Below are 23324 nucleotides of genomic sequence, written 5' to 3' on the forward strand. Positions count from 1 at the left end.
GGCAGGTTGCCAGGGTGGTGTGATGACCAGGTTGGTACGGATCGGCGTCGGCCGGGCTTGTTCGGCGCAGCAGGGGAACAGAACATGGGGAGAGACCGCAAGGGAGCCTCGATGATCGAGATCTGGCCCGGAGACCCCTATCCGCTCGGGGCGACCTACGACGGCGCGGGCACCAACTTCTCGCTCTACACCGAGGTCGCCGACCAGGTGGAGCTGTGCCTGTTCGACGAGGACAACGTCGAGTCGAAGGTGCCGCTCAGCGAGGTCGACGGGTTCATCTGGCACGGTTACCTGCCGGGCATCGGCCCCGGCCAGCGTTACGGCTACCGCGTCCACGGGCCGTACGACCCTGCGAGCGGGTTGCGCTGCAACCCGGCCAAGCTGCTGCTCGACCCGTACGCGATGGCCATCGAGGGCGGCGTGAGGTGGAACGAGGCGGTGTACGGCTACCGGTTCGGCGCGCCCGACACCAGGAACGACCTGGACTCGGCCCCCTACGTGCCGCGCTCGATCGTGATCAACCCCTTTTTCGGCTGGGGCCACGACCGGCCGCCCGCGACGCCGTACCACGACACCGTGATCTACGAGGCCCACGTGCGCGGGCTGACGTACAGCCACCCCAAGATCCCCAGGCACCTGCGCGGCACGTACGCGGCCCTGCACCACCCCGAGATCCTCGACCACCTGACCAAGCTGGGCGTGACGGCGCTGGAGCTGATGCCGGTCCACCAGTTCGTCACCGACCAGATCCTGGAGCAGCGCGGTCTGTCCAACTACTGGGGCTACCACTCGATCGGCTTCTTCGCCCCGCACAACCGCTACTCCAGCCAGGGGCAGCGCGGCCAGCAGGTGCTGGAGTTCAAGGCCATGGTCAGGGGGCTGCACGAGGCGGGCATCGAGGTCATCCTCGACGTCGTCTACAACCACACCGCCGAGGGCAACCACCTGGGGCCGACGCTGGGGCTTCGGGGGATCGACAACTCCGACTACTACCGGCTCGCCGAGAACGACAAGCGTTACTACGTCGACACCACCGGCACGGGCAACAGCCTGCTCATGCGCTCGCCGCACGTCCTGCAGATGATCATGGATTCGCTGCGGTACTGGGTCATCGAGATGCACGTCGACGGGTTCCGCTTCGACCTGGCCTCGACGCTGGCGCGCGAGCTGCACGAGGTCGACCGGCTGAGCTCGTTCTTCGACCTGGTGCAGCAGGACCCGGTGTTGTCGCAGGTGAAGCTGATCGCGGAGCCGTGGGACGTCGGGCCAGGCGGCTACCAAGTCGGAAATTTCCCATCTCGGTGGACGGAATGGAACGGACGTTACCGCGACACGATCCGCGACCTGTGGCGCGGGCAGGCGGCCACGCTGCCGGAGTTCGGATCCAGGTTCACCGGTTCGAGCGACCTCTACCAGGACGACAGCCGCCGTCCCGCCGCCTCGATCAACTTCGTCACCTGCCACGACGGCTTCACCCTGCAGGACCTCGTCTCCTACGACCACAAGCACAACGAGGCCAACAAGGAGGGCAACCGCGACGGCACCGACGACAACAGGTCATGGAACTGCGGCGAGGAGGGCCCGGCGGGCATCGCCATCGAGTCGCTGCGCGAGCAGCAGAAACGCAACTTCCTGACCACGCTCTTCCTGTCGCAGGGCGTGCCGATGCTCTCCCACGGCGACGAGCTGGGCCGCACCCAGCAGGGCAACAACAACGGCTACTGCCAGGACAACGAGCTGACCTGGGTCGACTGGTCCGACATCCGCGAGAACTGGCTGCTGCTGGAGTTCACCCAGAGCCTGGCGGCGCTGCGCAAGAAACACCCGGTCTTCCGCCGCAGGCGGTTCTTCTACGGCAAGCCCGTACGCGGGCTGAACGACATCGCCTGGCTCACCCCGTCAGGCGAGGAGATGATCGACGGCGACTGGAACGTCGGATACGCCAAGTCGCTGGCCGTCTTCCTGAACGGCGACGCCATCACCGAGCCGGACCGGCGCGGCCGGCCGATCAGGGACGACTCGTTCCTGGTGCTGTTCAACGCCCACCACGACACGATCAAGTTCACCATCCCCGAGGACTATGGCGAGATGTGGCACACGGAGATCGACACGGCCATGCCGATCAGGCTCGACGTGCGGATGTGCCGGGCGGGCGAGGCGATCGCCGTGCCCGGACGGAGTGTACGGGTGCTGCGCCGTGTCTAGGCCGGCCTCCACCTACCGGGTGCAGCTCACCCCCGACTTCGGTTTCGCCCAGGTGGCCGAGATCGCCGGTTACCTGCGCGACCTCGGCGTCAGCCACGTCTACCTGTCACCGATCCTGCAGGCCGTGCCCGAGTCGCGGCACGGCTACGACGTCACCGACCACTCCAAGATCAGGGAGGAGTTCGGCGGGGCGACCGGGTTCAGGGAGATGGCCCAGCAACTGGCCGCCCATGACCTGGGCATCGTGCTGGACATCGTGCCCAACCACATGAACACGGTCAACGCTCCGTTCTGGTCGGTGCTCAGGTACGGCCCTGACTCGCCGTACGCGTCCTGGTTCGACCTCGACTGGGTCGAAGGGAAGGTCGCGCTGCCCGTGCTCGGCGATGACACCGAGCCGGTGGTGGACGGCGACGTGCTGCGCTACCACGAGCACGCCTACCCCCATCCCGGCCACTATCGGCTCGTCGACTGGCGCGAAGGGCCCGGCTACCGTCGCTTCTTCGACGTGTCCTCGTTAATCGGGCTGCGGGTGGAGGACCCGTCCGTGCTGTTCGCCACCCACGAGGTGATCTTCTGGCTCCTCGACGAGGGCCTGGTGGACGGGCTGCGCGTGGACCACCCCGACGGGCTGGCCGATCCGCGCGGCTACCTCGAACGGCTGCGCGCGCGGGCCGGCGAGGCGTGGACCGTCGTGGAGAAGATCCTCATCGGCCCCGAGCGGCTGCCCGGCGACTGGGCCTGCGACGGCACCACGGGCTACGACGTGCTCAACCGGGTCAACGGCCTGTTCGTCGATCCGGCGGGCCGCGAGCCGCTCGTCCGGCTCTTCTGCGAGCTGACCGGGCAGCCCGCCGAGTACCGTCCGGTGATGGCGCGGGCGAAGCGGGAGGTGCTGGAGCTGTTCTTCGGAGCCGAGGTCGACCGGCTGGCCAGGCTCACCTCCAGCTCCCCCGAGGCAGTACGCGAGCTGCTCGCGGCGATGCCGGTCTACCGGGCGTACGTGGTGCCGGGGGAGGAGCCGCCGCCGGAGTCCGCCGAGATCGTCGAGATGGCCGCCGAGTCCTGCTCTCCCGCCGTGCTGCCGCTGGTCCGCAAGGTCCTGCGCGGACCGGAGGAGGCGGTCACCCGCTTCCAGCAGGCGTGCGGCCCCGTGATGGCCAAGGGCGTCGAGGACACCGCGCTCTACCGGTGGTACCCGCTGGCCTGCCTGAACGAGGTCGGCGGCGAGCCGGACGCCTTCGGGACGTCGGTCGAGGACTTCCACGCGTTCTGCGCCGAACTGCGGCCGTACACGATGACGACGCTGTCCACGCACGACACCAAGCGCTCTGAGGACGTGCGGGCGCGGCTGTCGGTGCTGGCGGAGTTGCCGGGCGAGTGGGCCGAGGCGGTGGCGCAGTGGTCGGCGGCCGTGCGCTTCGACCCGAACCTCGACTACCTGGCCTGGCAGAATCTCATGGCGGCGTGGCCGATCTCGGTCGAGCGGTTCGGGGATTACCTGCTCAAGGCCGCACGGGAGGCCAAAACCGCCATTTCCTGGATAAATCCGGATCCGTCCTATGAGCGGCGGCTGCGAGACTTCGCCGCGGCCGCCGTCTTACTGCCGGGGCCCGGCGAGTTCGCCGCGCGGATCGAGCCGTACGCGCTGTGCAACTCGCTCGGGGCCAAGCTGGTGCAGCTCATGATGCCCGGGGTGCCCGACGTGTACCAGGGCAACGAGACCACCGATTTCTCGCTGGTCGATCCGGACAACCGGCGGCCGGTGACCTACCCCCGCAAACCCGACACCTCTTGGGATGCGGCCAAGCTCCTGGTGACCACCCAGGCGCTGCGGCTGCGCCGCCGGCTCGGGGGCGCGGCGCCATACCTGCCGCTGTCGGCGGAGGGCTCCGCGGCGGAGCACGTGATCGCCTTCGCCCGCGGGCTCGACGCCCGCACCCGGCCCATGGCGGTCGCGGTGGCCACCCGGCTCCCGGTACGGCTGGCGCGGTCGGGATGGGGCACGACGTTCCTGGCGCTGCCCGCCGGCACCTGGCGCGACCTGCTCACCGGCGGCCTCTACACGGGGCGGATCCCGCTCGCCCACCTGCTCGGTCAGTATCCTGTCGCACTCCTGGAGAGACATGATCTTTGAGGTCTGGGCACCGCGGGCCACGGTTGTCGAGATGGTCGTCATGGGCGCGCGCCGGGCGATGTCGGCGGGGGCGGGCGGGTGGTGGTCGGCCGAGGTGGGCGGGGCCCGGCACGGCACCCAATACGCGTACCTGGTGGACGGCGCCGGGCCCTACCCCGACCCGCGCTCCCGCCGGCAGCCCGAGGGGATCTTCGGGCCCAGCGTCGTGTACGACCACGCCCGCTTCACCTGGTCCGACCACGAATGGAAGGGACGCGACCTGCGGGGCGCGGTGATCTACGAGCTGCACGTGGGGACGTTCACGGGGGCGGGGACGTTCGCGGCGGCCATCGAGAAGGTGCCGCACCTCGTGGAGCTGTCGGTGGACTTCGTCGAGATCATGCCGGTGGCGCCGGTTCCCGGGGGGCGGAACTGGGGGTACGACGGGGTTGATCTTTATGCGGTGAACGAGACGTATGGGGGGCCTGACGGGCTCAAGTCGTTCGTGGACGCGTGTCATCGGGCGGGGATCGGTGTGATCCTGGACGTGGTGTACAACCACCTCGGGCCGTCGGGGAACTTCCTGCACCCGTTCGCCCCCTATTTTTCCGGATTTAAGGGCAGTTATTGGGGCGATGCGGTCAATTTGGACGGGCCGGGGTCCGACGAAGTGCGGCGGTACCTCATCGGGAACGCCGTGCAGTGGCTGCGCGACTTCCACATCGACGGGCTGCGACTCGACGCCGTACACGCCCTGCACGACCGCCGCGCCACCCACCTGCTGGCCGAACTGGCCGAAGAGGTGGACGCGCTGGCCTGCTCCGTCGGCCGTCCCTTGTGTCTGATCGCCGAATCCGACCTCAACGACCCGCGCATGGTGCGCTCCCTCGACGCCGGCGGCCTGGGCATGACCGCGCAGTGGAACGACGACGTCCACCACGCCCTGCACAGCGCCGTGAGCGGGGAATCGCACGGCTACTACAAGGACTTCGCCGACCTGTCGGCGCTGGCCAAAGTCCTGACGTCGGGGGTGCTGCACGACGGGTCCCACTCCAGCTTCCGCCACCGCGCCCACGGCCGCCCCTTCGCCGGCGTCCCCGGACACCGGCTCGTGGCCTGCCTGCAGAACCACGACCAGATCGGCAACCGCCCCAACGGAGACCGCCTGCCCGTCCCCGCGCTCAAACTCGGCGCCGGCCTGCTCCTCACCTCCCCCTTCACGCCCATGCTCTTCATGGGGGAGGAGTGGGGGGCGCGCACCCCGTTCCTGTTCTTCTCCGACCACCTGGACCCCGAACTGCGGGCGAGCGAGGGGGCGCGCCGAGAACGGGAGTTCGACGGGTTCGGATACGTATGGGACGCCCCTGACCCCTCCGACGAGGAGACCTTCCAACGCTCGAAACTGGACTGGAGCGAAGTCAAGGAAGAAGCGCACTGGTCGCTCCTGTGCTGGTACCGAGACCTGATCGCGCTCCGCAAGGCACTCCCCGAACTGTCGGACCCCCGGCTGGACCAGGTGCGGGTGGAAGTGGACCCAGCGGGGAAGTGGCTGCTGATGTGGAGGGGGACGCTGGCCGTCTCGGTCAACTTCTCCCAGGAGTCAGTGACGGTGCCGGTGCCGGGCGGGACGGTGCTACTGGCCTCGGACGAACCGGTCATCGCCGAAGCCGACGGCCTCCGCCTACCGGCCCAATCCCTGACCATCCACCGCCCCACGTCCTGACCCGCGCCTCTCCTGGCACCCACCCGTTGCCCGCTTACCGGGTGGGCTGGCGGCTCCCGCCCCGAGCGGTGCTCGCTGCGCTCGCGCGCCTGCTAAGGGGGCTTCGCCCATCGCACACCATCCGCGCACCGGCTTTCCGACGCCACGGCCCTTCGCCAGCCCTTGCCTGCTGCCCGCCGCCACCGCACGTCCCTCGTCGGGCATCGCTCACGATCCAGCCGGCACGAGCGGAAAGGTCACCGCAGGCGTGCCTCAGGGATAGGGATTACCCTGCGCTCAGGTGACCGACCCTACGAATTCAGCCTGTGTAGGAGTTGGCGGAGGTCGGCAGCGGAGTCAACCAATGTGGACGTTGCGACCGTACGGGCCTTCTCGATGCGTTCGATGGTACGCAGCAACAGATTTGTGGTGCGTATTGATCCGATTTCCTGTGCTTTGGGCATCACGTCGTTGATCATCGTCTGTTCGGCTTCCCCCCAAGCATGGACGCGTACCAGCGAATCAAGGAAATGGACTGAAGCATAATAGCTTGAGCGGCGGGACGATTGCCGAAGATCGGCTGCTTCTTTGAGCAACGGGACGGCATTGTGCCATTCTCCGAGCTCGGCGTGAGCCGTAGCTTTGTGTCCAATAACCTCGGCCTCGTCCAGCCACCAAGTCCATTTTGGATCACGAGTGGTAATGCTGTCGTCGAGCGCTGAGCGCGCCTTGTCAAGGGTGCGGAGGGCTCGTTCGCGCTCCCCGTACTGGGCCAGCGCACGACCACGCCGTATGTCGAACAACGCTACGACTCGTGGCGGTATTTGTGCATCGTCTTGGACATCGTCGGCGATCCTCATCGCCTCCCGAGGACGATGAAGATAAATGGACTGCATGGCCAGGTGTGTTAGCTCGAAAAGCTCCATCTCGCGATCCCCTGCAAGCCGCGACAGAAACAGCGCCTCATGGATGATCTGGCGAGAAAGTGACTGATGGTCGGCATCGTAGGCCAGCCATGCGGCTACTTCGCCGGCTTCTCCGGCTGCCGCTTCCAGGTCCCGCTGGATAGCGGGGTGGAGAGATGCGCTGCCGAGCTTTCCGTGTGCGGCTCGGAAGGTTCTGACAGCCAGTGGGAGTATGTCTTTTCCTCCGCAAAGGCCATCGATGGCGACGAAGTGCTGGTTACTCTCCCTGATTGCCTGGACATAGTCCGCGTCAACTTGGTTGGCACCAAATATCTCGTCGGCGGACAGAATTAGCCTTTCCTTGCTATCTGGTTCTGTCGTCCCGGTCTGCATGCTTTGATTGCCGTCTGGATGACGGAAATCGCGCCTGAATGTCATGGGCGCCTCTGCAACCTGCGGCGTGCTCGCCTCAGTCGATGCTTCGGCGAAGAGTTCGGCCTCGCTCATACCGAATACGCGGCAGTAGAGCGTGCGATAGGGGTCTCGGGGTTGGTGCTTACCGGCTTCGTAGTCGGTGATCCTGCGGAGGATGGAGGCTCGCGCGGGCAGAGCGGCGCCAAGACGCTTGTTGACGGCTGCTGCTTCCTTCTCCAGCGCGCTCGCAAGGTCGTCCTGTGACCACAGTCGGTTTTGCCGCTCGGCGCGTAGACGTTCTGCCCATTTCGGGCGGGACGGTCGTCTGACCACGAGTGCACCTCACGATCGGATGGGGGGTATCGGGATCGCCGGACAGGGGACTATCGGTCTCTGTTTTCTAGTGTCCTCTATACGCGGCTGTCCGTGCATGTTGTCCGGCGATTGGATTGGGCTCGCAGAAGAGCGATGACGCCGAATAGGCGGGAGTTGCAGGCGGTGACATGCCTGGCGGCTGCCTGGATCAGGAATTGAGGTCCTGACCTATGACACATGATAGAGCCAATCCGGCAACAGGCGAGAGGCGTTCAAATCGCGGCGAAAAGCCCGATATGACGCACGTCAGCCTTGTCGGGGGGCATGAGAGACCACTTGATGCTGATCTTCTATGGCATCGGGGGCCTATAAAGACGGCGGCGGCGAGCGCATCGTGCCCGGCGGAGAGACTCGCGCATCAACTGGCGGACCACCTGCGTCGTCTCGGTATCGAGTCCCAAATCTCAGCGTGCGAGGGGATCGCACTGGTGGGGATCTGGTCGGTGCGGTTGGCGGTGTGGTGTGAGTGCGTGACGGACGGTTGGCGCTTCCGGTGGTGCTTGGACGACACGAGCGTTCCCGGAAAGTGGCGGTACACGTCGTGCCCGGGGTCGGCGCTGGAGACGGCCGCGATGCGGGTAGCGCGCTTGTACGAGGAAAGGCACCGGAAGATGTACGGGCCGGTGCCGGTGGAAGCGCGTCAGCGATCCGCGTCTCGTCATGAGGACATGGCATGACCGGCTACACCCCACTTACTGATGATCCCGGCTACGTGGAAGCGCGGCGGGACAGATTCGGTCCCTTTGTAGAAGTGCGCTGGGGGCAAAACCGGATAGTCGTCCGAGAAAACGGCTGGAGTGTATTCCATTCCGAAATCCGCTTCGGTGGCTATCAGCCTGCGAAAGTGGACGGCAAGCGTGGGTGGGTGCGTTTCGAGATCGACGAAGGGTATGCCGGGACATTGCCGCCGGTGGGCTGGAAACCCAAGGCGCTGGAAGTGCCCGAGTTGGTATGGCAACGGTTCGTTGATGCCGGTGGCAGAGGTGTCTTTGCAGACCTCGGGTACTGCTACTGGGCGGGCAGGCCGCCGCGAAAGCCTCCAGATACACAGTCAATGGCTGACCCGGAGTGAGGCCCGGAGACCGTCTGGGGATGACCCTGGCTGATGTCCGGCTGCCGCGCGTCGGACTCGCCGGGGTGGGGTCCCAGCCAGCAGCACCACCGCACTTGCGTGATGGCTGGGACCTTGGTGATTCCGACTCGGCTCGGGTTCACGGTCGCGTCCCCGCCGACTCCGGCCAAGGGCTTCGTTACCAAGAAAGTGAAGGTGACCGACGACGGTCAGCCGGTCATGGTGGTGAAGAAGCTGCTGGCGAAACGATCACCAGCGAGGCACTGACCAAGCGGAAACGCTCACGACAGGCCACTCACGGGCCAACCGGGGCATCGTGGCCGTAAAACCCCAGGTCAACCCCTCTGGTTGTGGATAAGCGATCGTTCTCCACAGAACCACGTTCCATTCTCCCTGCCCCTCGCCCCATCTTCCATCCTGAACACCTCCCGGCCCGGGCCACCGCCCGGTCCAACCCACGTGGGTCCACTACAAGCTCGTTCCCAACGTCAGCCCGACACCCGGAGGCCGTTCATGATGATCACCTTCCCCCTGCCCAGCACACTGACCTCCCAATTCATCGTCGCCACAGAGCGCCTTCTGTTCGACGTGGAGTCATTCGTGCCCTGGCGCATCGGGGGCGGCCCGTTCAAGAAGGCCGCACTCGCCGCGTTGAACGACGCATCGCTCACCATGACCCACCACCCGACCCCCTGGAAGCCGACGAGTGTCCCCAACCTCTCAGATGAGGAAAGACGCCGCCTTCGCCGGACGAAACAGCACGTCGTCATCTCCTCCAGCGCGCCCCCGCACAAGCTCCCCTCCATCCTCCAGACGGCAAGGGCCGTGGCCAGAGCCCTGGCCCGCGAATCGGGCGGCCTTCTGTTCGACCCGCTGACCGGCTCCTCGATCCTCACCTGCGGAAAGTGCACGACCGAGCCCATGGCGTTCAGCCTCGGCGACGACTGGCTCTCCTGGGACGTCCAGATTCACGACGACGCCACCTGCCCGCCGTGGGACCCAGCGGACCTGGGCGTATGCGACTGCCTGCGCGTCACCTCCCGAGGCATGCGCCGCTTCGCCCTCCCGGAGATCACCCTCGACGGCGCCGCCTGCGCCCACAACCTGTGCGCGATCAACCTCCTGCGCACGGTCGCCCACCGCCTGGTCACCGACCACCTCGCCTATGTCACCACCCATCCCGACGCCACCGAACGCCAGATCGACGACTACCTCCGAATACGGCCATCGGACCAGCCCGACGGCAGCGGCCTCCCGTTCGGCGTCCAGCTCACGCCGTACAACGCCGACATAGGCGAACTGGGCCGCACGGGCAGCATCCGCCGCCTCAAGGTCGGCCCGGGGCCGGGCACGGGCCAGGTCACCTGCCTCAAGGTCGGCCCGCCGCCGGGCTTCGCGGGTTCACTGAACGACTGGTTGTGCACCACCCAAGCCCTCACCGGCCACTCCACCCCGGCCCAGCTCGGCCGCCACCCCATAGCTCCGGCCTTCGCCGCCTGACGCCAGTAGCCCGTCCTCACATGGCCGCTATGCCCGATTTGAAGGTAAAACTGCATGATCGTCCTGAACCGGCTCGCCCTCGCGGACGTCCAAGTCACGTGATCCCCTTTGAAATGATCAACGAAGACCTGCGTACGGCCCGCCGCCGGGCACGTCGCAGGGACGAGCTGACCGAACGACACGCGGAGATCATCGACCTCGTGCAGGAGGCGCGAAAGGCCCTCGATGCGGTTGACGTGTGGGATCAGGAGTCGGTGTCCGTGGCCGAGGCCCGGCTGGGCGCGCTGACGGTCGTGCTCGCGGCGGTGGAACAGGAACTGGCCGCAGTGGGCCCGGCGCAAGACCTCTACGAAGAACTGCTGGTACGTGAGGAACGACGGGTGGCCGCATCGGCCGACCCGCGAGGCGCCGAACTGCTGGAGATCAATCGGTTACTGTCCGAGCTGGACGTGGAACTACCGGCCAGAGAACGCGCCCGAGCAGCAGGAACCGCGCTCCTGCACACCGGGGGAGGCGCATGCGAAGCGGCCCTGACGGACTTCGCCCAGCGACTCAAGGCACTGGGAATGACGGTCGAACCGGCATCGCTGAGGTGCCATGGCGGAACACTCAGTGGCCACGGTCAGAGGCCCAGTGGCCGTGGTCGGAAGTCCGGTGGTGAAGGGCGGAGGGTCGGTGTTGCGCGAGGGGCCGTGGAGCGGCTGGAGGAGCGGTGCCACGAACTGGAAGGGCTCCGCTACCGACTTCGCACCCGCCGAGAGGAGTTGCTGATCAGCTGACCAACGCTTACTCCTGGCCGTGGGTGGGAACGAGGTCGAGCGTGTGCATGCGGCGACGACCCCATTCCCCCAGAGCGCCGAGCGCTGCCAAGAGCGCGACGCCTTCGTCGGTCAACGCGTACTCGACCCGGGGCGGCGTCTCCTCGAACACGGTCCTGCTGACGATCCCGTCCGCCTCGAGCTCACGCAGTTGTTGGGCGAGCACTTTCTCGCTGACGCCCGGCAGGCTCCGGCGCAACTCACCGAATCGATGGATGCGCGCGTCCAATGCCCAAAGGATCAGGGCCTTCCATTTGCCCCCGACAACATCCATCACTGCATCAAGGGCGCAGATGTACGGCGGATTACGCATCTGCCTCATGGTAGCCGGGATCCGCCGCGCAGCCCTGAGGCGAGACTCAGGCGACCGTGGCCGCGTGCCGCATCCGCCACAGCGAAGCGCGCAGGTGTCCCACGAGCTCCGCGGGCACGCCCGCCTCCTCGGAGGCGGCCAGCATGGTCTCCAGGCCAGTCGCCTGCATCCCCGGGTTGGAGTCCTCCAGGACAGTCTCGCTCGCCTCGGCGCCGACGACCATGAACGGGAGCATCTGCTCCAGCCAGAGCCCCAGCACCTCGCGCTTGAAGGTCTCCACGTCGCCGCCTTCTGCGTGGACCATGGCCACAGCGTGGTCCGCCCCAGCCGCAATGCCGTACATACCGCTCAACGCGGCCATGTCGTACAGTGCCGCGAACCCCGGGTCCTCGCCCACCCAGTGCGGGCGGGCCATGGGACTGAGCACAGGGGCGACACGGTCGAACAGGTCACGGGCGCCGCTGTAGAGAATGAAGGCTCCCTCCGTCCCCACCGTCGGCGGCACAGCCATGATCCCGCCGGAAAGGAACCGCACCCCGTACCCTTTGAGCCATCCGGCGAGCTCCCGCGCCTGCCGCACGGAGCCGCTGGTGAGATCGACGAGCGTCCTGCCGTCCAGCTTCGGCGCGACCGGTGCGAGCGTTTCACGGACGCTGGAGTCATCCAGCAGGCACACGACCGTCAGGTCGCCCGCCTTGATCGCCTCCTCCACGCTCGACGCCTCCCGCGCACCGCGCGCGACAAGGTCGCCCGCCTTTCCGGGGGTACGGTTCCACACGGTCACCTCGCGGCCCGCTTCGAGAAGCGCGCCCGCAAGCGCACGCCCCATGGCTCCCAGGCCGAGGATGCTGATTCGTTCATGCGTGATGTTCATGCGGACCACTGTTCTCCGGCGCGGACCGTGCCACAAGAACGCACTTCGAAGTGCGTGGTTACCTTGGAGTTAGAGAGCTCGGTGGCAGCGGCCGTGAGCTGGAACGGCTCCGCAGTCGGCTCCACGCCCGCCGAGAGGAGTTGCTGATCGTCTGATCTCGCCCTCGATCAAGGGCGTTGCCAAGACTCAGCGGGTGACGTCGGTGATCGGTACCCCATGCTCGCCGGTGAGACGGGCCAGGACCGCATCATTGCTGGTGGCCTTGGCCTCGGCGAGTTCCTCGCGGGTCACCCCGACGGCTGTGATGAACTCGACTCGGCCACCGGGAGCGTCGATCGTGCCGAGCTGAGGGTCGGTGATGAAGGCCAGGGCGTTGAGCCGGCTGCTTTCCGGGCCGAGTTGGCCGGCGACGCCCATCCGGTGCCCGTCGGCGAACGGGTATCCCTCGCTGAAGACGTACTCGCCCAGGTTGCGCAGCGTCTGCAGGGCCCAGCCGGGCGGCATCTCATCGTTTTCCTCGCGAGGCACGCGCATCGTCAGTTCGAAGCCGAGGCCGCTGGTTCCGGTGTCGAGGTCAAGGACGCCGTCCAGGTCGCTGAAACCCCAGGTGACCAGCAGCCAGTGGCCGTCCGCGCGGTGGGCGCTCAGCTCCTGGACACCCTTGCCGATCGGGGTGTCAGTCGACCAGTGCAGCGGTTGCCCATCAGGCAGCAGGGCATCCAGGGCGGCGACGATCGCCTTGCGGCTGCCTTCGCGGATCTCCGGGACGCCCGTCTGGAGGTACACCTCGAACAGCCCGCCCCAGAAGGTGTCGGGTGCCAGAGCCCGCTCGTCCAGGGACTTCAGTTCGGCGATGAGCTTTTCGGTGTACGGGCGTGCCTCCTCGGCGGACGTCCCCGCGATCTCCGTTCGGCGTAGCTCGCTCCGGTAGAGGAACTCCACGAAGGAATTGAGCGTCGTGTTGACCGTCTCGACGTGGCTGGTGAACTTGCCGTCCTCGATGCCGAGCATGAAGACGTTGCCGCTCTCCAGCTCAACGGCATAGCGGATCTGGTCCGCATAGGCGTTCTGCTCGCCGTCAGCCCCTTTGCCGAGGATCAAGAAGCGCGCGGGCCTGTCCTGCGTCTCGGCGTCCACCATCGTGAAGGCCTCGTACGGGCCGTTCACCTTCATGGTGAAGACGATGCCGGCGGTCACCGGGATACCGACCGAGCACAGCACTTCCACGTCGTCGGGACGGAAACCGTGGGACTCGACGTCGGCCCGGTCGAGCGTGATGACACCGTCCGCGCCGAAGACCTGGACGAGCTCTGCATGCGTGGCCACGGGAAGCCTTCCGGAAGGGGGCAGGACCGACGACATCATAGTGATCTTCGGAAAGCCGACTTTTGGTTTTGTGGGAGTTGGTCACTCATGGCCAGAGTTGTGGAGGCGATGCGCTGGGTTAGCGGCTGAGGATTTGCCTGAGGACGCGTTCGAGGGTGGCCGCCGGTTCCGGGGTGGGCGCGGGGGAGCGCCAGGCGACGTATCCGTCCGGCCGTACGAGCACGGCGCCGCCCCCGCGAACGCCGTACCGCTGCCGGAAGCGTCCCTCGACGTCCATCAGCTCCTCATCCACCAGCAACCGCGTGAGCTGCACCCCCAGCCGCTCCTTGACCAGCCGCCCGGCGTCGGTCCAGACCTGACCTCCTTGTTTGTCGGCCATCAGCACGAAGCCCGAGCCGAACAGGTCGATGGTCGACATGGGCTGGCCGTCCCAGTCGAGCACCACATGGGGAGCACGACTGCCGGGCCGGCCGGTGGGGATGCGTGGGTTCTCCAGGATGGAGCGGTCGTCGTCCGGTTCGGTGAGGATCGCCGCTGAGTGGTAGCGGTGGGCGACGAGGGCGCTCGCCGGGTCCTGCATGGGTTCCGGGTAGCCGACTCGGACGGTGGGAGGTGCGGATGCGCCGAAGGTGGTGGGCTGGGAGGTGGGAGGCGTGAGTGCGCCGAAGGTGGCGACTCGGGCGGTGAGAGGCGTGTGCGCGCCGAAGCCGGCGAGTTGGGCGGTGGCGGTCAGGGTGCCGATCGGGCGGCGTTCGGCGTCGTAGGTGTCGAGGAAGGAGGGGCTCGCCTGGCCCGTGAGAACGAGCCAGAGCCGCCAGGCGAGGTCGCAGCCGTCCTGGAGCGCCAGGCTGCCGGCCTGACCGCCGGTGGGTGGCATGGTGTGGGCGGCGTCCCCGGCGAAGAAGACCCGGCCGCAGTGGTAGGTGTCGGCGAGCAGGTGGGCCACGGGGAACGTCGTCTTGTCCAGGATCTGGACGTCGAGGCCGGGCCGGCCGACGGCGGCGCGTACGAGATCGACGCAGCGTTCGTCCGTGAAGTCGGCCTCGGTGTCCTCGTCGGAGTAGTTGACGCCGAGAACGTGGGCGCCCACCCCGCAACCGGTCACGATCGCGCCGGTGAACAGGTCGTTGCGCAGGTGCCGGAGTGTGGTCTCGCGGTCGCTCACCAGCCCGGTCAGGTCGGCGTCGAACATGATCGAGCACGTCCGTCCCAGTTCGCCCTTGCCCGAGGTGGGGACGTTCATGAGCTGCCGCAGCGGGCTTTCGTACCCGTCGGCGGCCACCACGTAGTCCGCCCGGACGACGCGTTCGACGCCCCTGGTGCGGAGCAGCGCCGTCACGCCGTCGTCGTCCTGCTCAAGCGAGATCAGTTCGGTGGAGAAGCACAGGTCGGCGCCCAATTCCTCGGCCTTGGCCCGCAGCACGCGCTCGATCTCGGTCTGCGGCGCCCCCACCGGCGCGACCGGGGTGATGTCGGCCTGGAAGGGCGGAGCGTCGCTCGTGATCATGTGAGGGCTCACGCCGATGCCCGTCCAGACCTGGCTGAGCTGTTCCTCAAGACCCGGGACGGGACGCAGTAGTTCGACCGCGCGCGGGTTCACGCCGAACGACTTGGGCTGGATCGAGGTGCCCGGACGCCGCTCGACCAGCATCACGGGGACCTCGCGCCAGGCCAGGAGCGTCGCCGCGCTCAATCCCGCATACCCGCCGCCCACCACCAGGACGGGCACTCGCTCGTGTTCCATGCTTGTCCACCTCCAAGAACGCGTACTATCGCGTTGCGGTCGCGGACAACACGATATGTCGCGTATGGCGACACGGTCAAGACATATCGCGAATGGTGGCTTTCTTGAAGCGGCGTCGTCGACGCTCGTTAAGATCGAAGTCGCTCTGGCCGCGAAGGGAGCCCTCAATGATCGTCGCATTTTCCATCACCCCGCTCGGTGTCGGCGAAGGTGTCGCCGAGCCCGTCGCCCGCGCTGTGAAGGTGGTCCGCGAGAGCGGGCTGCCCAACCGGACAGATGCCATGTTCACCACGATCGAGGGCGAATGGGATGACGTAATGGACGTGGTCAAGCGTGCGGTGGAGGCGGTGAAGGAGGTGGCTCCGCGGGTGAGCCTGGTGCTCAAGGCCGACCTGCGGGAAGGGGTCACCGACGGGATGAGCGGCAAGATCGAGTCATTGGAACGCCACCTCTCCCAGTGAACAAACCTGGACGCATCCAGCCATCGGCCGCGCCGTACCGTCGTGACGGTCGCGGACGCCTGCTGATCGTGTGAATCGCCCACACCCGAAGCGCGTTCGGGCTATGGTTGCGGACTCGCGATCATGGAGGAAACGTTGTGAAGCAGACCATAGCCGTGCGGATCGGTCGGTCGGCGCTCGTGGTGGCGCTGGCCGGAGGCGTCGTGCCGGCGGGCGTCGCGCCCGCGGCGAACGCCTCCGCTGCCCAGAAGAGGGCGTTGGGGCCGTTCGGGTACGGCAACATCAAGCTCGGGATGACGGAGGCGCGGGCCAAAGCCACCGGAAGGATCGTCCGCAAGACCATCAACGCCCCCACCAAGTGCTCGACCTACGACCTGAAGGAGCGGCGGTACAGCGGCAACCGCGCGGGGTTGTTCGTCTCGAAGAAGCAGGGCGTGGTCACGATCTCCGCACCCGGCCGCAGCGTCAAAACACCTCAGGGCATCGGCATAGGCTCCACCCCCGCGCAGTTGAAGGCCGCCTACCCCAACCTGAAGCAGAACGCGCGCTACGGGACGTTCGCCACCGTTCCGGGCAACCCCAAGGCGTCCTACGTCTTCCTCGTGACGAAGAACATGGTCATCGGTGTGACCCTGATGCTGACCGCGCAGGACTGCCTCGGGTAACGGCCCATCACGTCAACTCGACCGGCCCGGTTCCGGATGGGCCGCCCATACCAGAGGGGAGGCCTCCCGGACCCCAACTGCCGGAGCCGTGTGGGAGCAGCGAAAAGCCACGACGTTTCTTGACGCCGTGGCCGCCGCTTCATGTCACCTCAAGGGGTACACAGGTCGTGCGGAACTCGATGTCACACGTGGTCGTGCTCTTCTTCGTCCTCTTCCTCGCTGGGGCCCTCCGAGGGCTCCACACCCAGCACGGCCTCGCGCGGCTCGATCTCGGCGATGTGCTCCACGAGCTGGAGCACGTGATCGGGCTCGATGAGCCACTGCAGGGCAGAGGCGCCGGTCTCGTCGGAGTTGACCAGCTCGGCCTGCTCGGTGCGCTCCTCCTCCGAGAGGTCGGCTTCGGGGTGCCTGATCTCGGCCAGCGCCGCCGCCTGCAGCGCGTTCACATCGAGCACCTCGACGGTCAGCTCGACCGTGAGGCGCAGGTACTTCGGTTCGTCACTCATGGCGATGACTTTAGGGCAGCTTCCACTCGACGGGTGCCGCGCCTTGCTGGACGAGCAGTTCGTTGGCGCGGCTGAACGGCCGGGAGCCGAAGAAGCCGCTGCGGGCCGACAGCGGGGAGGGGTGGGCGGACTCGATGCGCGGGATGTTGCCCAGCATCGGCGCCAGGTTGCGCGCGTCGCGGCCCCAGAGGATGGCGACCATCGGCTTGTCGCGGGCCACGAGAGCGTGGATGGCCTGCTCGGTGACCTGCTCCCAGCCCTTGCCGCGGTGCGAGGCGGGCTTGCCCGGCATCACGGTGAGGACCCTGTTGAGCAGGAGCACGCCCTGGTCGGCCCACGGCGTGAGGTCGCCGTTGGCGGGGCGGGGGAGGCCGAGGTCGGTCTCCATCTCCTTGTAGATGTTCAGCAGGCTCCCGGGAAGGGGACGCACGTCGGGGGCCACCGAGAACGACAGCCCCACCGGGTGACCGGGCGTCGGGTAGGGGTCCTGGCCCACGATCAGCACCTTGACGTCGTCGAAGGGCTGGCTGAAAGCACGCAGGACGTGCGGGCCCGAGGGCAGGTACTGCCTGCCCTCGGCGATCTCCTTGCGCAGGAACTCGCCCATCAGCGAGATCTGATCGGCGACGGGCTCAAGCGCTTGAGCCCATCCGGCTTCGACGACTTCATGAAGGGGACGACCTGCCATGTCCGGGAGCTTAGTCAGGTCTGGTACTGCTTGCGGCCGAAACACGGTGTCAAGCCGTACCAGAATGATCACAACGCGGGTTTGCCGGGTTTGAAGAGCCGCGCATCACCCAGGTCAGGGGCGTACGCTTTCGTTCGGGACAGGCACTGGAGGTTGTCGTGCGTGGTTCAGATGTGGCACCTGCGTACCTCCGGGTCCGTCGGGCTGAACTGCACACGGCGATGCAGGAGGCGATGGCCCAGCTGGATGGTACGCACACGGCCCGGGTGGCGCTCGTGCCCGGACTCACCAAGGAGCAGATCGAGGAGCTCGGCGGCGTGGAGGAAGGGTGAACCCGACCCGTCCGACCATCCGCTTGACGAGGGGCATGAAACCTATGTGGGCATCCGGTTTCATGGATCCCCAGCGGTAGCACTGGGCTTGTTACGACGGTCATCAAGGGGAGCCGTCGTAGCCCCGGCTCTCTTGCTCCGGAGCCGACAAGATGACGGCCGGACCAATGCGGCGGGTGTTCCTCCGCGCCGTTCGATCCACTGATCGGCGCCCATGCGTTACGCAGGCAAGGCAGCGTCCGCCCCAGACGTTCGCCGCGAACGCCGAGGCCCAAAACGCCCGGACGGGGCGGGCGTTCTGGGCCTTGTCACTTCACCGGGTTACTTGACCGAGCCGGCCATCATGCCCTGGACGAAGTACCGCTGGAAGGCGAAGAACAGTACCAGCGGAATGATCAGCGACAGGAACGCGCCGGACGAGAGGATGTCGACGTTCGACCCGAACTGCCGCATCTGTGACTGCAGGGCCTTGGTCATCGGCTGGTTGCCGGCGTTGGCGAAGACCAGCGCGATGAGCATGTCGTTCCACACCCACAGGAACTGGAAGATCCCCAGGGACGCGATGGCGGGCTTGCCCAGCGGGAACACCACCGACACGAAGATCTTCCACTCGGGCGCCCCGTCCATCCGCGCGGCTTCCAGCAGCGAGGCGGGGATGCCGACGAAGAAGTTGCGGAGCAGGAAGATCGCGAAGGGCAGGCCGAACGCCACGTGGAAGAGCACCACGCCGGGGATCGAGCCGAAGATCCCGAGGCCGCCGTAGAAGGACGCGATGGGGATCAGCGCGATCTGGATGGGCACGATCAGCAGCCCGACCACGATGAGGAAGCCCAGGTCGCGTCCGGGGAACTCCATCCAGGCGAACGCGTAGGCGGCCATGGCCGCGATGCCGATCACCAGGATCGTGGTCGGCACCGTGATCGCCACGGTGTTCCAGAAGGAGGCGGTGAAGCCGGTGGCCAGCAGGTCGGTGTAGTTGGAGAGGATCAGATCGGACGGCTTGGTGAAGATCGTCCACCAGCCTTCGGCGGTGTTGACCTCGGTGTCGCGCAGCGAGACGACCAGCAGGCCGAGCGTCGGCACCAGCCAGAACAGCCCCAGAAGCACCATCACGACCTGGACCGCGCCGCTCCCGACGCGATCGACGATCTTGCTCAGCACGCCCCTGCGCGGAGCGCCCGTCTCGAGCCCGGACGACGGCGCCTCAGCCGTTGCCGTAGTCATGACTCCCCCCTTCTGAACCGGCGAATGTTCATGATCATGAAGGGAAGGACCAGAATGAGCAGGAAGACGGCCAGCGCGCTGCCCAGACCCTGGTTGTTCCCGCCGCCGAACGCCACGCGCCACATCTCCAGCGCGATCACGTTCGCCTGCGGCTGGACCGAGGCCGGCGCGATGATGAAGACCAGGTCGAACACCTTCAGCGTATTGATGATCATCGTCACGAAGACGACGAGCAGCACCGGCGACAGCAGCGGCACGGTGATCTTGCGGAACACCTGCCACTCCGTGGCGCCGTCGATGCGGGCGGCCTCAAGGGCGTCGCGCGGGATGGCCGCGAGGCCGGCCGCGATCAGCACCATGGCGAACCCGGCCCACACCCAGACGAACGCGCCGATGATCGCCGGAGTGATCAGCGTCTCGCCGAGCCAGGTCAGCCCGCCGTAGGCGGCCTGGAAGTTCGACTGCGGAAGCCGTACGACGTAGGACCCCGCGGGCAGGCCCGCGAAGTGGAAGGAGCCGTCGCCGGCCGTCGTCGCGGTCGCGGCGACCTGGCCGTTCTGCACCGCCTCCACGGTCATGCCCGGCAGGCCCTTCTCCTCGCCGTCCACGACGCCGCTCTGGCCTTTGCCGCCTTGCGTGAAGTCGAACCAGACGGTGCCCGATAGGACGTCGCCGGCCGTCGGGGCGCGCGCGGTCTGGGCGTTGCCCGGCATGGTCTCCTGCTTGACGCCCACGATCGGGATCAGCACCGGCTGACCCACCTGGACGGCCTGCTTGGTGACGACCGCGCCGTTCTGGTCGGCGACCGGTGACTGGTCGCCCTCGCGCGGGCGGGCTTCCGGGTAGCCCTGCGAGGAGGAGAACGTGTCGTGCACGGTCGTCAGGACGGCGTTGGCCAGGCCCTTGTCCGGGTTCTCCTCGTAGACGAGGCGGAAGATCACACCGGCCGCCATCAGGGAGACCGCCATCGGCATGAACACGATCAGCTTGAACGCCGTCGCCCACTTGATCCGCTCGGTCAGCACCGCGAAGATCATCCCCAGTGTGGTGACGATGATCGGCGCGACGATGACCCAGATGAGGTTGTTGCGGATGGTGGTGAGCATGCCGCCATCGGTGAAGATCGTGGCGTAGTTGCCCAGTCCCACGAATCCGGTGCCGTTGGCGTCGAACAGGCTCCGGAAGATGGAGTAGACGATCGGATAGACCACCCAGATGCCCAGCAGCAGCGCCGCCGGGAGGAGGAAGGCGATGGCGACCGCCGGCGAGGGGCCGAGGCGTTGTTTGGTGCGGGGGGAATCAGCCGGTCCGGAGGAGGGCCCGCCCGCGTCGTCCGCGGGCGGGGCCTGTCGCGGGCCGTCCAACCGTTCGGTCACGGCCTTACCTCTTTACTTCCAGGCCTTTTTGGCCTCGTCCTCGAGCTTGGCCTGCGCGCCCTTGATGTCGCTCGGGTCACGCAGGAAGTCCTGCAGTACCTTCCACTCGCCCTTGCCGTCGGTGGCGCCGAACGCGCTCGGCGCCAGGTCGGACATGTCGTAGCGGACGGCGTCACCGGCCGAGACGATCGTCTGGCCGAGCTGCTTGGTCAGCTCGTCGGGGTAGTTGTCGGGGGAGACGTTCTTGTTGGCGGACAGGTAGCCGGGCAGCTTGGCCCAGATCTCGCCGCCCTCCTTGGATGCCAGGAACTTCACCAGCTCCTGCGCACCGGGGGAGTCCTTCATGATCACTGCCACGTCGCCGCCGAGGATGACGGGCGCGGTGTCGCCGACCTTCGGGAACGGGAAGTACTTGGCCTCCTCGCCCACCTTGGCGCCCGCCTGCACGGCCGAGACGGCGACGAAGTCGGCCTCGATGACCATGGCGGACTTCTTGGTGCCGTAGACCTTGTCCACGCAGCCGGGGAAGTCGGTCTGCAGCGCGCCGGAGGCGCCGTCGACCACGAACTCCTTCTTGCCCACGATCTGCTGGATCTTCTCCAGGGCCGTGGTCACGGTGGCGTCGGTCCAGGGGATCTCGTGCTTGGAGAGCTTGTCGTAGTTCTCGGGACCCGCGGTGGACAGGTAGACGTTCTCGAACAGGTCGGTCAGCGTCCAGCCGGAGGCGCCACAGAACGAGAACGGCGCGGTGCCGGAGTCGGCGATGGTCTGCGCGTTCTTGACCAGCTCGTCCCAGGTGGTCGCCGGCTGCACGCCCGCGTCCTCGAACGCCTGCGCCCGGTACCAGACCAGCGACTTGTGGGCGGCCTTGATCAGCACGCCGAACGGCTTGCCGTCCGCGGAGCCGAGCTCCTTCCAGTACGGGGTGAAGTTGGTGTCGATCTCCTGCAGGACCGGGTCGCTCAGCGGCTTGAGCGCGTTCTGGTCGGCGTACTGCTGCACCAGGCCCGGCTGCGGCAGGATCGCGACGTCGGGCGGGCTGCCGCCCTGGATGCGCGGGCCGAGGTAGGCGCCGGTGTCCTCGCCGGTGGAGGCGTAGGTGATCTCGGCGCCGGTCTTGTCGGAGAAGGCCTTCAGCACCTGCTCGAAGTTCTTCTGCTCGTCGCCGGTCCACTTGGCGGCGACTTCGAGTTTCACGCCCTGCAGAGTCTTGGCGCCGCCGGCGTCACTGGCCGGGGCCGAGCTCGAAGCGTTGTCCGGCGTCGTCGTCGGCGCGTTGCCGCACGCGGCGACGGCTACCGCAAGCCCTGCCAGGATCGCTGCTGCTCTGGCTGTTCGCATGACTGCCTCACTGGGTTCTGATGATCTCTTCGAGTTCGGACTTCATGGAGGCCGCGACGTCGTCGGCGGACTCGGGGGAAGGGTTGTTGAGCGCCTTGGCGACCGAGCTGGCGATCACCAGGCTGAGCTGGTTGTAGTTGGCGGTGACCGGCCGTGGCCTGGCCGCGAGGATGCTCTCCTTGAGCACGGGCAGGTAGGGGAAGCGCTTGATCAGCGCGGGGTCGTCGTACAGCTCGGTCCACACGGGTGGGAAGGAGCCCTCGGTGAGGACCCGGCGTTCGTTCTCCAGGCTCGTGAAGTAGCGGATGAACTCCTGTGCGGTCTGCTGGTGCTTGGAGTAGGCGCTGATCGCCAGGTTGGCGCCGCCCAGCGTGCTGGACCCCGGCCCGTCGAGCCCCGGCAGCCTGGTCACGCCCAGCTTGTCGCCGAGTTCGGCCCTGGCGGGGCCGTACCCGTGCGGCCAGTTGCGGGCGAAGGCCAGCCGGCCCTCCTGGAAGGCCAGGCGCGACTCCTCCTCCTTGTAGCTCAGCGACTGTTTGGGTATCCACCCCTCGCGCAGGCCCTGGAGCAGGAAGGAGAGCGCGACGCCGCCCTTGGCGGGGTCGAGCCGCACCTCCGTGCCGTCGCGGCTGACGATCTCGCCGCCCGCCGACTGCACGGCCTCGGAGTAGTTGACGGTCAACCCTTCGTAGGCCAAGAACTGACCGGAATACCCCTCAATATTGTGCTTTTTCCTAATTTGTCGGGATTGATCGCGAAGTTCCGCCCACGTGCGCGGCGGCTTCTTGACCAGGTCAGTCCGGTAATACAGCAGCCCCGCGTTGCTCGTGTACGGAACCGCCCAAAGTTTGCCCTTGTAGACCGCCGTTTCCACGACAGGCGGCAGGAACCTGTCGAGCGGGAACGACCCGCGCGCCAGGGGGATGATCCAGCCGTTCTCCGCGAATTCGGCGGTCCACACCACGTCCAGTCCGAGCACGTCGTACCGATTGCTCTGAGCCTGGAGGTTGGCCACCATCTGGGCACGCTGCTCATCGGCGGCCTCGGGCAGTTCCAGCAGCGTCACCTTCTCGGCCGGATGGGCCTGATTCCAGCGGTCCAGCAGGGGTTGCAGGTACGCCGTGGTGTCGCGGCCGGTGACGAAGGTGATGGGCCCCGTTCCGCCCGTCCCGCTCTCGCCGCCGCCCTCGTCACCCGCCCCCGCGCAACCGGCCGTGACAAGCATGGCCAGTGCGGCAAAAAGCGGGCGCAGCACTCTGTTGCCTCCGTGTTCAGAGTGATTACATACGTGTTAGGTAGATGCATTCATGTTATGCACACCTGTAATCTGTAGGTCAACGGATAGCCACGTAACGCATTCGTAACAC

Annotated in this window: 19 protein-coding genes; 8 read left to right on the forward strand and 11 right to left on the reverse strand. The window is 67.0% G+C overall.

Translation table 11 applies throughout. The annotated features are described in order from the left end of the window. The first annotated feature begins 111 nt into the window (after positions 1 to 111). The 3 genes from glgX to treZ are packed head-to-tail and all read left to right on the forward strand — an operon-like array spanning position 112 to position 6044. The gene (glgX, locus tag ACFOY2_RS31160; RefSeq protein WP_379531664.1) at positions 112 to 2205 is read left to right on the forward strand and encodes a glycogen debranching protein GlgX; all 2094 of its coding nucleotides are present in this window, start codon (positions 112 to 114) and stop codon (positions 2203 to 2205) included. After that, a complete protein-coding gene (gene treY, locus ACFOY2_RS31165; protein WP_379531665.1) occupies positions 2198 to 4342 on the forward strand; it encodes a malto-oligosyltrehalose synthase in 2145 nt (714 codons plus the stop codon). Before glgX ends, treY begins: the two co-directional genes overlap by 8 nt. Then, positions 4332 to 6044, forward strand: coding sequence for a malto-oligosyltrehalose trehalohydrolase (gene treZ / locus ACFOY2_RS31170; RefSeq protein WP_379531666.1), 1713 nt, complete (start codon positions 4332 to 4334; stop codon positions 6042 to 6044). Before treY ends, treZ begins: the two co-directional genes overlap by 11 nt. A gap of 290 nt (positions 6045 to 6334) precedes the next feature. Here treZ and ACFOY2_RS31175 read toward each other — a convergent pair whose 3' ends face one another. Then, entirely contained in the window at positions 6335 to 7675 is a 1341-nt protein-coding gene (locus ACFOY2_RS31175) for a helix-turn-helix domain-containing protein (protein ID WP_379531667.1), read from the reverse strand. A gap of 715 nt (positions 7676 to 8390) precedes the next feature. Here ACFOY2_RS31175 and ACFOY2_RS31180 point away from each other — a divergent pair. The 3 genes from ACFOY2_RS31180 (at position 8391) to ACFOY2_RS31190 (ending at position 11068) form a co-directional block, all read left to right on the forward strand. Further along, positions 8391 to 8789 (forward strand): hypothetical protein, encoded by a 399-nt coding sequence (locus ACFOY2_RS31180; RefSeq protein WP_379531668.1) that lies wholly within the window; start codon positions 8391 to 8393, stop codon positions 8787 to 8789. Positions 8790 to 9302: 513 nt separating this feature from the next. Further along, positions 9303 to 10289 carry a hypothetical protein gene (locus ACFOY2_RS31185; RefSeq protein ID WP_379531669.1) on the forward strand — a complete coding sequence of 329 codons (987 nt, stop codon included), beginning with the start codon at positions 9303 to 9305 and terminating at the stop codon, positions 10287 to 10289. A 29-nt stretch (positions 10290 to 10318) separates the two neighbouring features. Further along, complete coding sequence (locus ACFOY2_RS31190) at positions 10319 to 11068, forward strand: hypothetical protein (protein WP_379531670.1); 750 nt, start codon at positions 10319 to 10321, stop codon at positions 11066 to 11068. A gap of 7 nt (positions 11069 to 11075) precedes the next feature. Here the strand turns inward: ACFOY2_RS31190 and ACFOY2_RS31195 are convergent, their stop codons facing one another. From ACFOY2_RS31195 to ACFOY2_RS31210, 4 genes are all read right to left on the reverse strand, one after another. Beyond that, positions 11076 to 11420 (reverse strand): winged helix-turn-helix transcriptional regulator, encoded by a 345-nt coding sequence (locus tag ACFOY2_RS31195; RefSeq protein WP_379531671.1) that lies wholly within the window; start codon positions 11418 to 11420, stop codon positions 11076 to 11078. A 46-nt stretch (positions 11421 to 11466) separates the two neighbouring features. Continuing rightward, complete coding sequence (locus ACFOY2_RS31200; protein ID WP_379531672.1) at positions 11467 to 12303, reverse strand: NAD(P)-dependent oxidoreductase; 837 nt, start codon at positions 12301 to 12303, stop codon at positions 11467 to 11469. 177 nt (positions 12304 to 12480) lie between these two features. After that, the gene (locus tag ACFOY2_RS31205) at positions 12481 to 13620 is read right to left on the reverse strand and encodes a suppressor of fused domain protein (protein WP_379531673.1); all 1140 of its coding nucleotides are present in this window, start codon (positions 13618 to 13620) and stop codon (positions 12481 to 12483) included. A 118-nt stretch (positions 13621 to 13738) separates the two neighbouring features. Continuing rightward, the gene (locus tag ACFOY2_RS31210; RefSeq protein WP_379531674.1) at positions 13739 to 15364 is read right to left on the reverse strand and encodes an FAD-dependent monooxygenase; all 1626 of its coding nucleotides are present in this window, start codon (positions 15362 to 15364) and stop codon (positions 13739 to 13741) included. 167 nt (positions 15365 to 15531) lie between these two features. On the opposite strand from ACFOY2_RS31210, the gene ACFOY2_RS31215 reads away from it, so the two are divergent. Next, positions 15532 to 15825 carry an MTH1187 family thiamine-binding protein gene (locus ACFOY2_RS31215; RefSeq protein ID WP_379531675.1) on the forward strand — a complete coding sequence of 98 codons (294 nt, stop codon included), beginning with the start codon at positions 15532 to 15534 and terminating at the stop codon, positions 15823 to 15825. Between the two features lie 137 nt (positions 15826 to 15962). After that, entirely contained in the window at positions 15963 to 16490 is a 528-nt protein-coding gene (locus tag ACFOY2_RS31220) for a hypothetical protein (RefSeq protein ID WP_379531676.1), read from the forward strand. Between the two features lie 182 nt (positions 16491 to 16672). Here the strand turns inward: ACFOY2_RS31220 and ACFOY2_RS31225 are convergent, their stop codons facing one another. The 6 genes from ACFOY2_RS31225 to ACFOY2_RS31250 form a co-directional block, all read right to left on the reverse strand. Beyond that, complete coding sequence (locus tag ACFOY2_RS31225) at positions 16673 to 16996, reverse strand: hypothetical protein (protein ID WP_379531677.1); 324 nt, start codon at positions 16994 to 16996, stop codon at positions 16673 to 16675. A 10-nt stretch (positions 16997 to 17006) separates the two neighbouring features. Continuing rightward, complete coding sequence (locus tag ACFOY2_RS31230) at positions 17007 to 17684, reverse strand: uracil-DNA glycosylase (RefSeq protein ID WP_379531678.1); 678 nt, start codon at positions 17682 to 17684, stop codon at positions 17007 to 17009. 653 nt (positions 17685 to 18337) lie between these two features. Continuing rightward, complete coding sequence (locus ACFOY2_RS31235) at positions 18338 to 19240, reverse strand: carbohydrate ABC transporter permease (protein WP_379531679.1); 903 nt, start codon at positions 19238 to 19240, stop codon at positions 18338 to 18340. After that, a complete protein-coding gene (locus ACFOY2_RS31240; protein WP_379531680.1) occupies positions 19237 to 20616 on the reverse strand; it encodes an ABC transporter permease in 1380 nt (459 codons plus the stop codon). Before ACFOY2_RS31240 ends, ACFOY2_RS31235 begins: the two co-directional genes overlap by 4 nt. Positions 20617 to 20628: 12 nt before the next feature. Next, the gene (locus tag ACFOY2_RS31245; RefSeq protein ID WP_379531681.1) at positions 20629 to 21957 is read right to left on the reverse strand and encodes an ABC transporter substrate-binding protein; all 1329 of its coding nucleotides are present in this window, start codon (positions 21955 to 21957) and stop codon (positions 20629 to 20631) included. 7 nt (positions 21958 to 21964) lie between these two features. Further along, entirely contained in the window at positions 21965 to 23212 is a 1248-nt protein-coding gene (locus ACFOY2_RS31250; protein ID WP_379531682.1) for an ABC transporter substrate-binding protein, read from the reverse strand. Positions 23213 to 23324 lie beyond the last annotated feature (112 nt).

The organism is Nonomuraea purpurea (assembly GCF_042650645.1).
GTDB lineage: Bacteria > Actinomycetota > Actinomycetes > Streptosporangiales > Streptosporangiaceae > Nonomuraea > Nonomuraea purpurea.

Coding starts and splice junctions, on each gene's coding strand:
- ACFOY2_RS31190 (WP_379531670.1), top strand. CDS start 10,319: ATGCCCGATTTGAAGGTAAAACTGCATGATCGTCCTGAACCGGCTCGC.
- ACFOY2_RS31235 (WP_379531679.1), bottom strand. CDS start 19,240: ATGACTACGGCAACGGCTGAGGCGCCGTCGTCCGGGCTCGAGACGGGC.
- ACFOY2_RS31225 (WP_379531677.1), bottom strand. CDS start 16,996: ATGAGTGACGAACCGAAGTACCTGCGCCTCACGGTCGAGCTGACCGTC.
- ACFOY2_RS31195 (WP_379531671.1), bottom strand. CDS start 11,420: ATGCGTAATCCGCCGTACATCTGCGCCCTTGATGCAGTGATGGATGTT.
- glgX (WP_379531664.1), top strand. CDS start 112: ATGATCGAGATCTGGCCCGGAGACCCCTATCCGCTCGGGGCGACCTAC.
- ACFOY2_RS31185 (WP_379531669.1), top strand. CDS start 9,303: ATGATGATCACCTTCCCCCTGCCCAGCACACTGACCTCCCAATTCATC.
- ACFOY2_RS31245 (WP_379531681.1), bottom strand. CDS start 21,957: ATGCGAACAGCCAGAGCAGCAGCGATCCTGGCAGGGCTTGCGGTAGCC.
- ACFOY2_RS31215 (WP_379531675.1), top strand. CDS start 15,532: ATGATCGTCGCATTTTCCATCACCCCGCTCGGTGTCGGCGAAGGTGTC.
- treZ (WP_379531666.1), top strand. CDS start 4,332: ATGATCTTTGAGGTCTGGGCACCGCGGGCCACGGTTGTCGAGATGGTC.
- ACFOY2_RS31210 (WP_379531674.1), bottom strand. CDS start 15,364: ATGGAACACGAGCGAGTGCCCGTCCTGGTGGTGGGCGGCGGGTATGCG.
- ACFOY2_RS31230 (WP_379531678.1), bottom strand. CDS start 17,684: ATGGCAGGTCGTCCCCTTCATGAAGTCGTCGAAGCCGGATGGGCTCAA.
- ACFOY2_RS31180 (WP_379531668.1), top strand. CDS start 8,391: ATGACCGGCTACACCCCACTTACTGATGATCCCGGCTACGTGGAAGCG.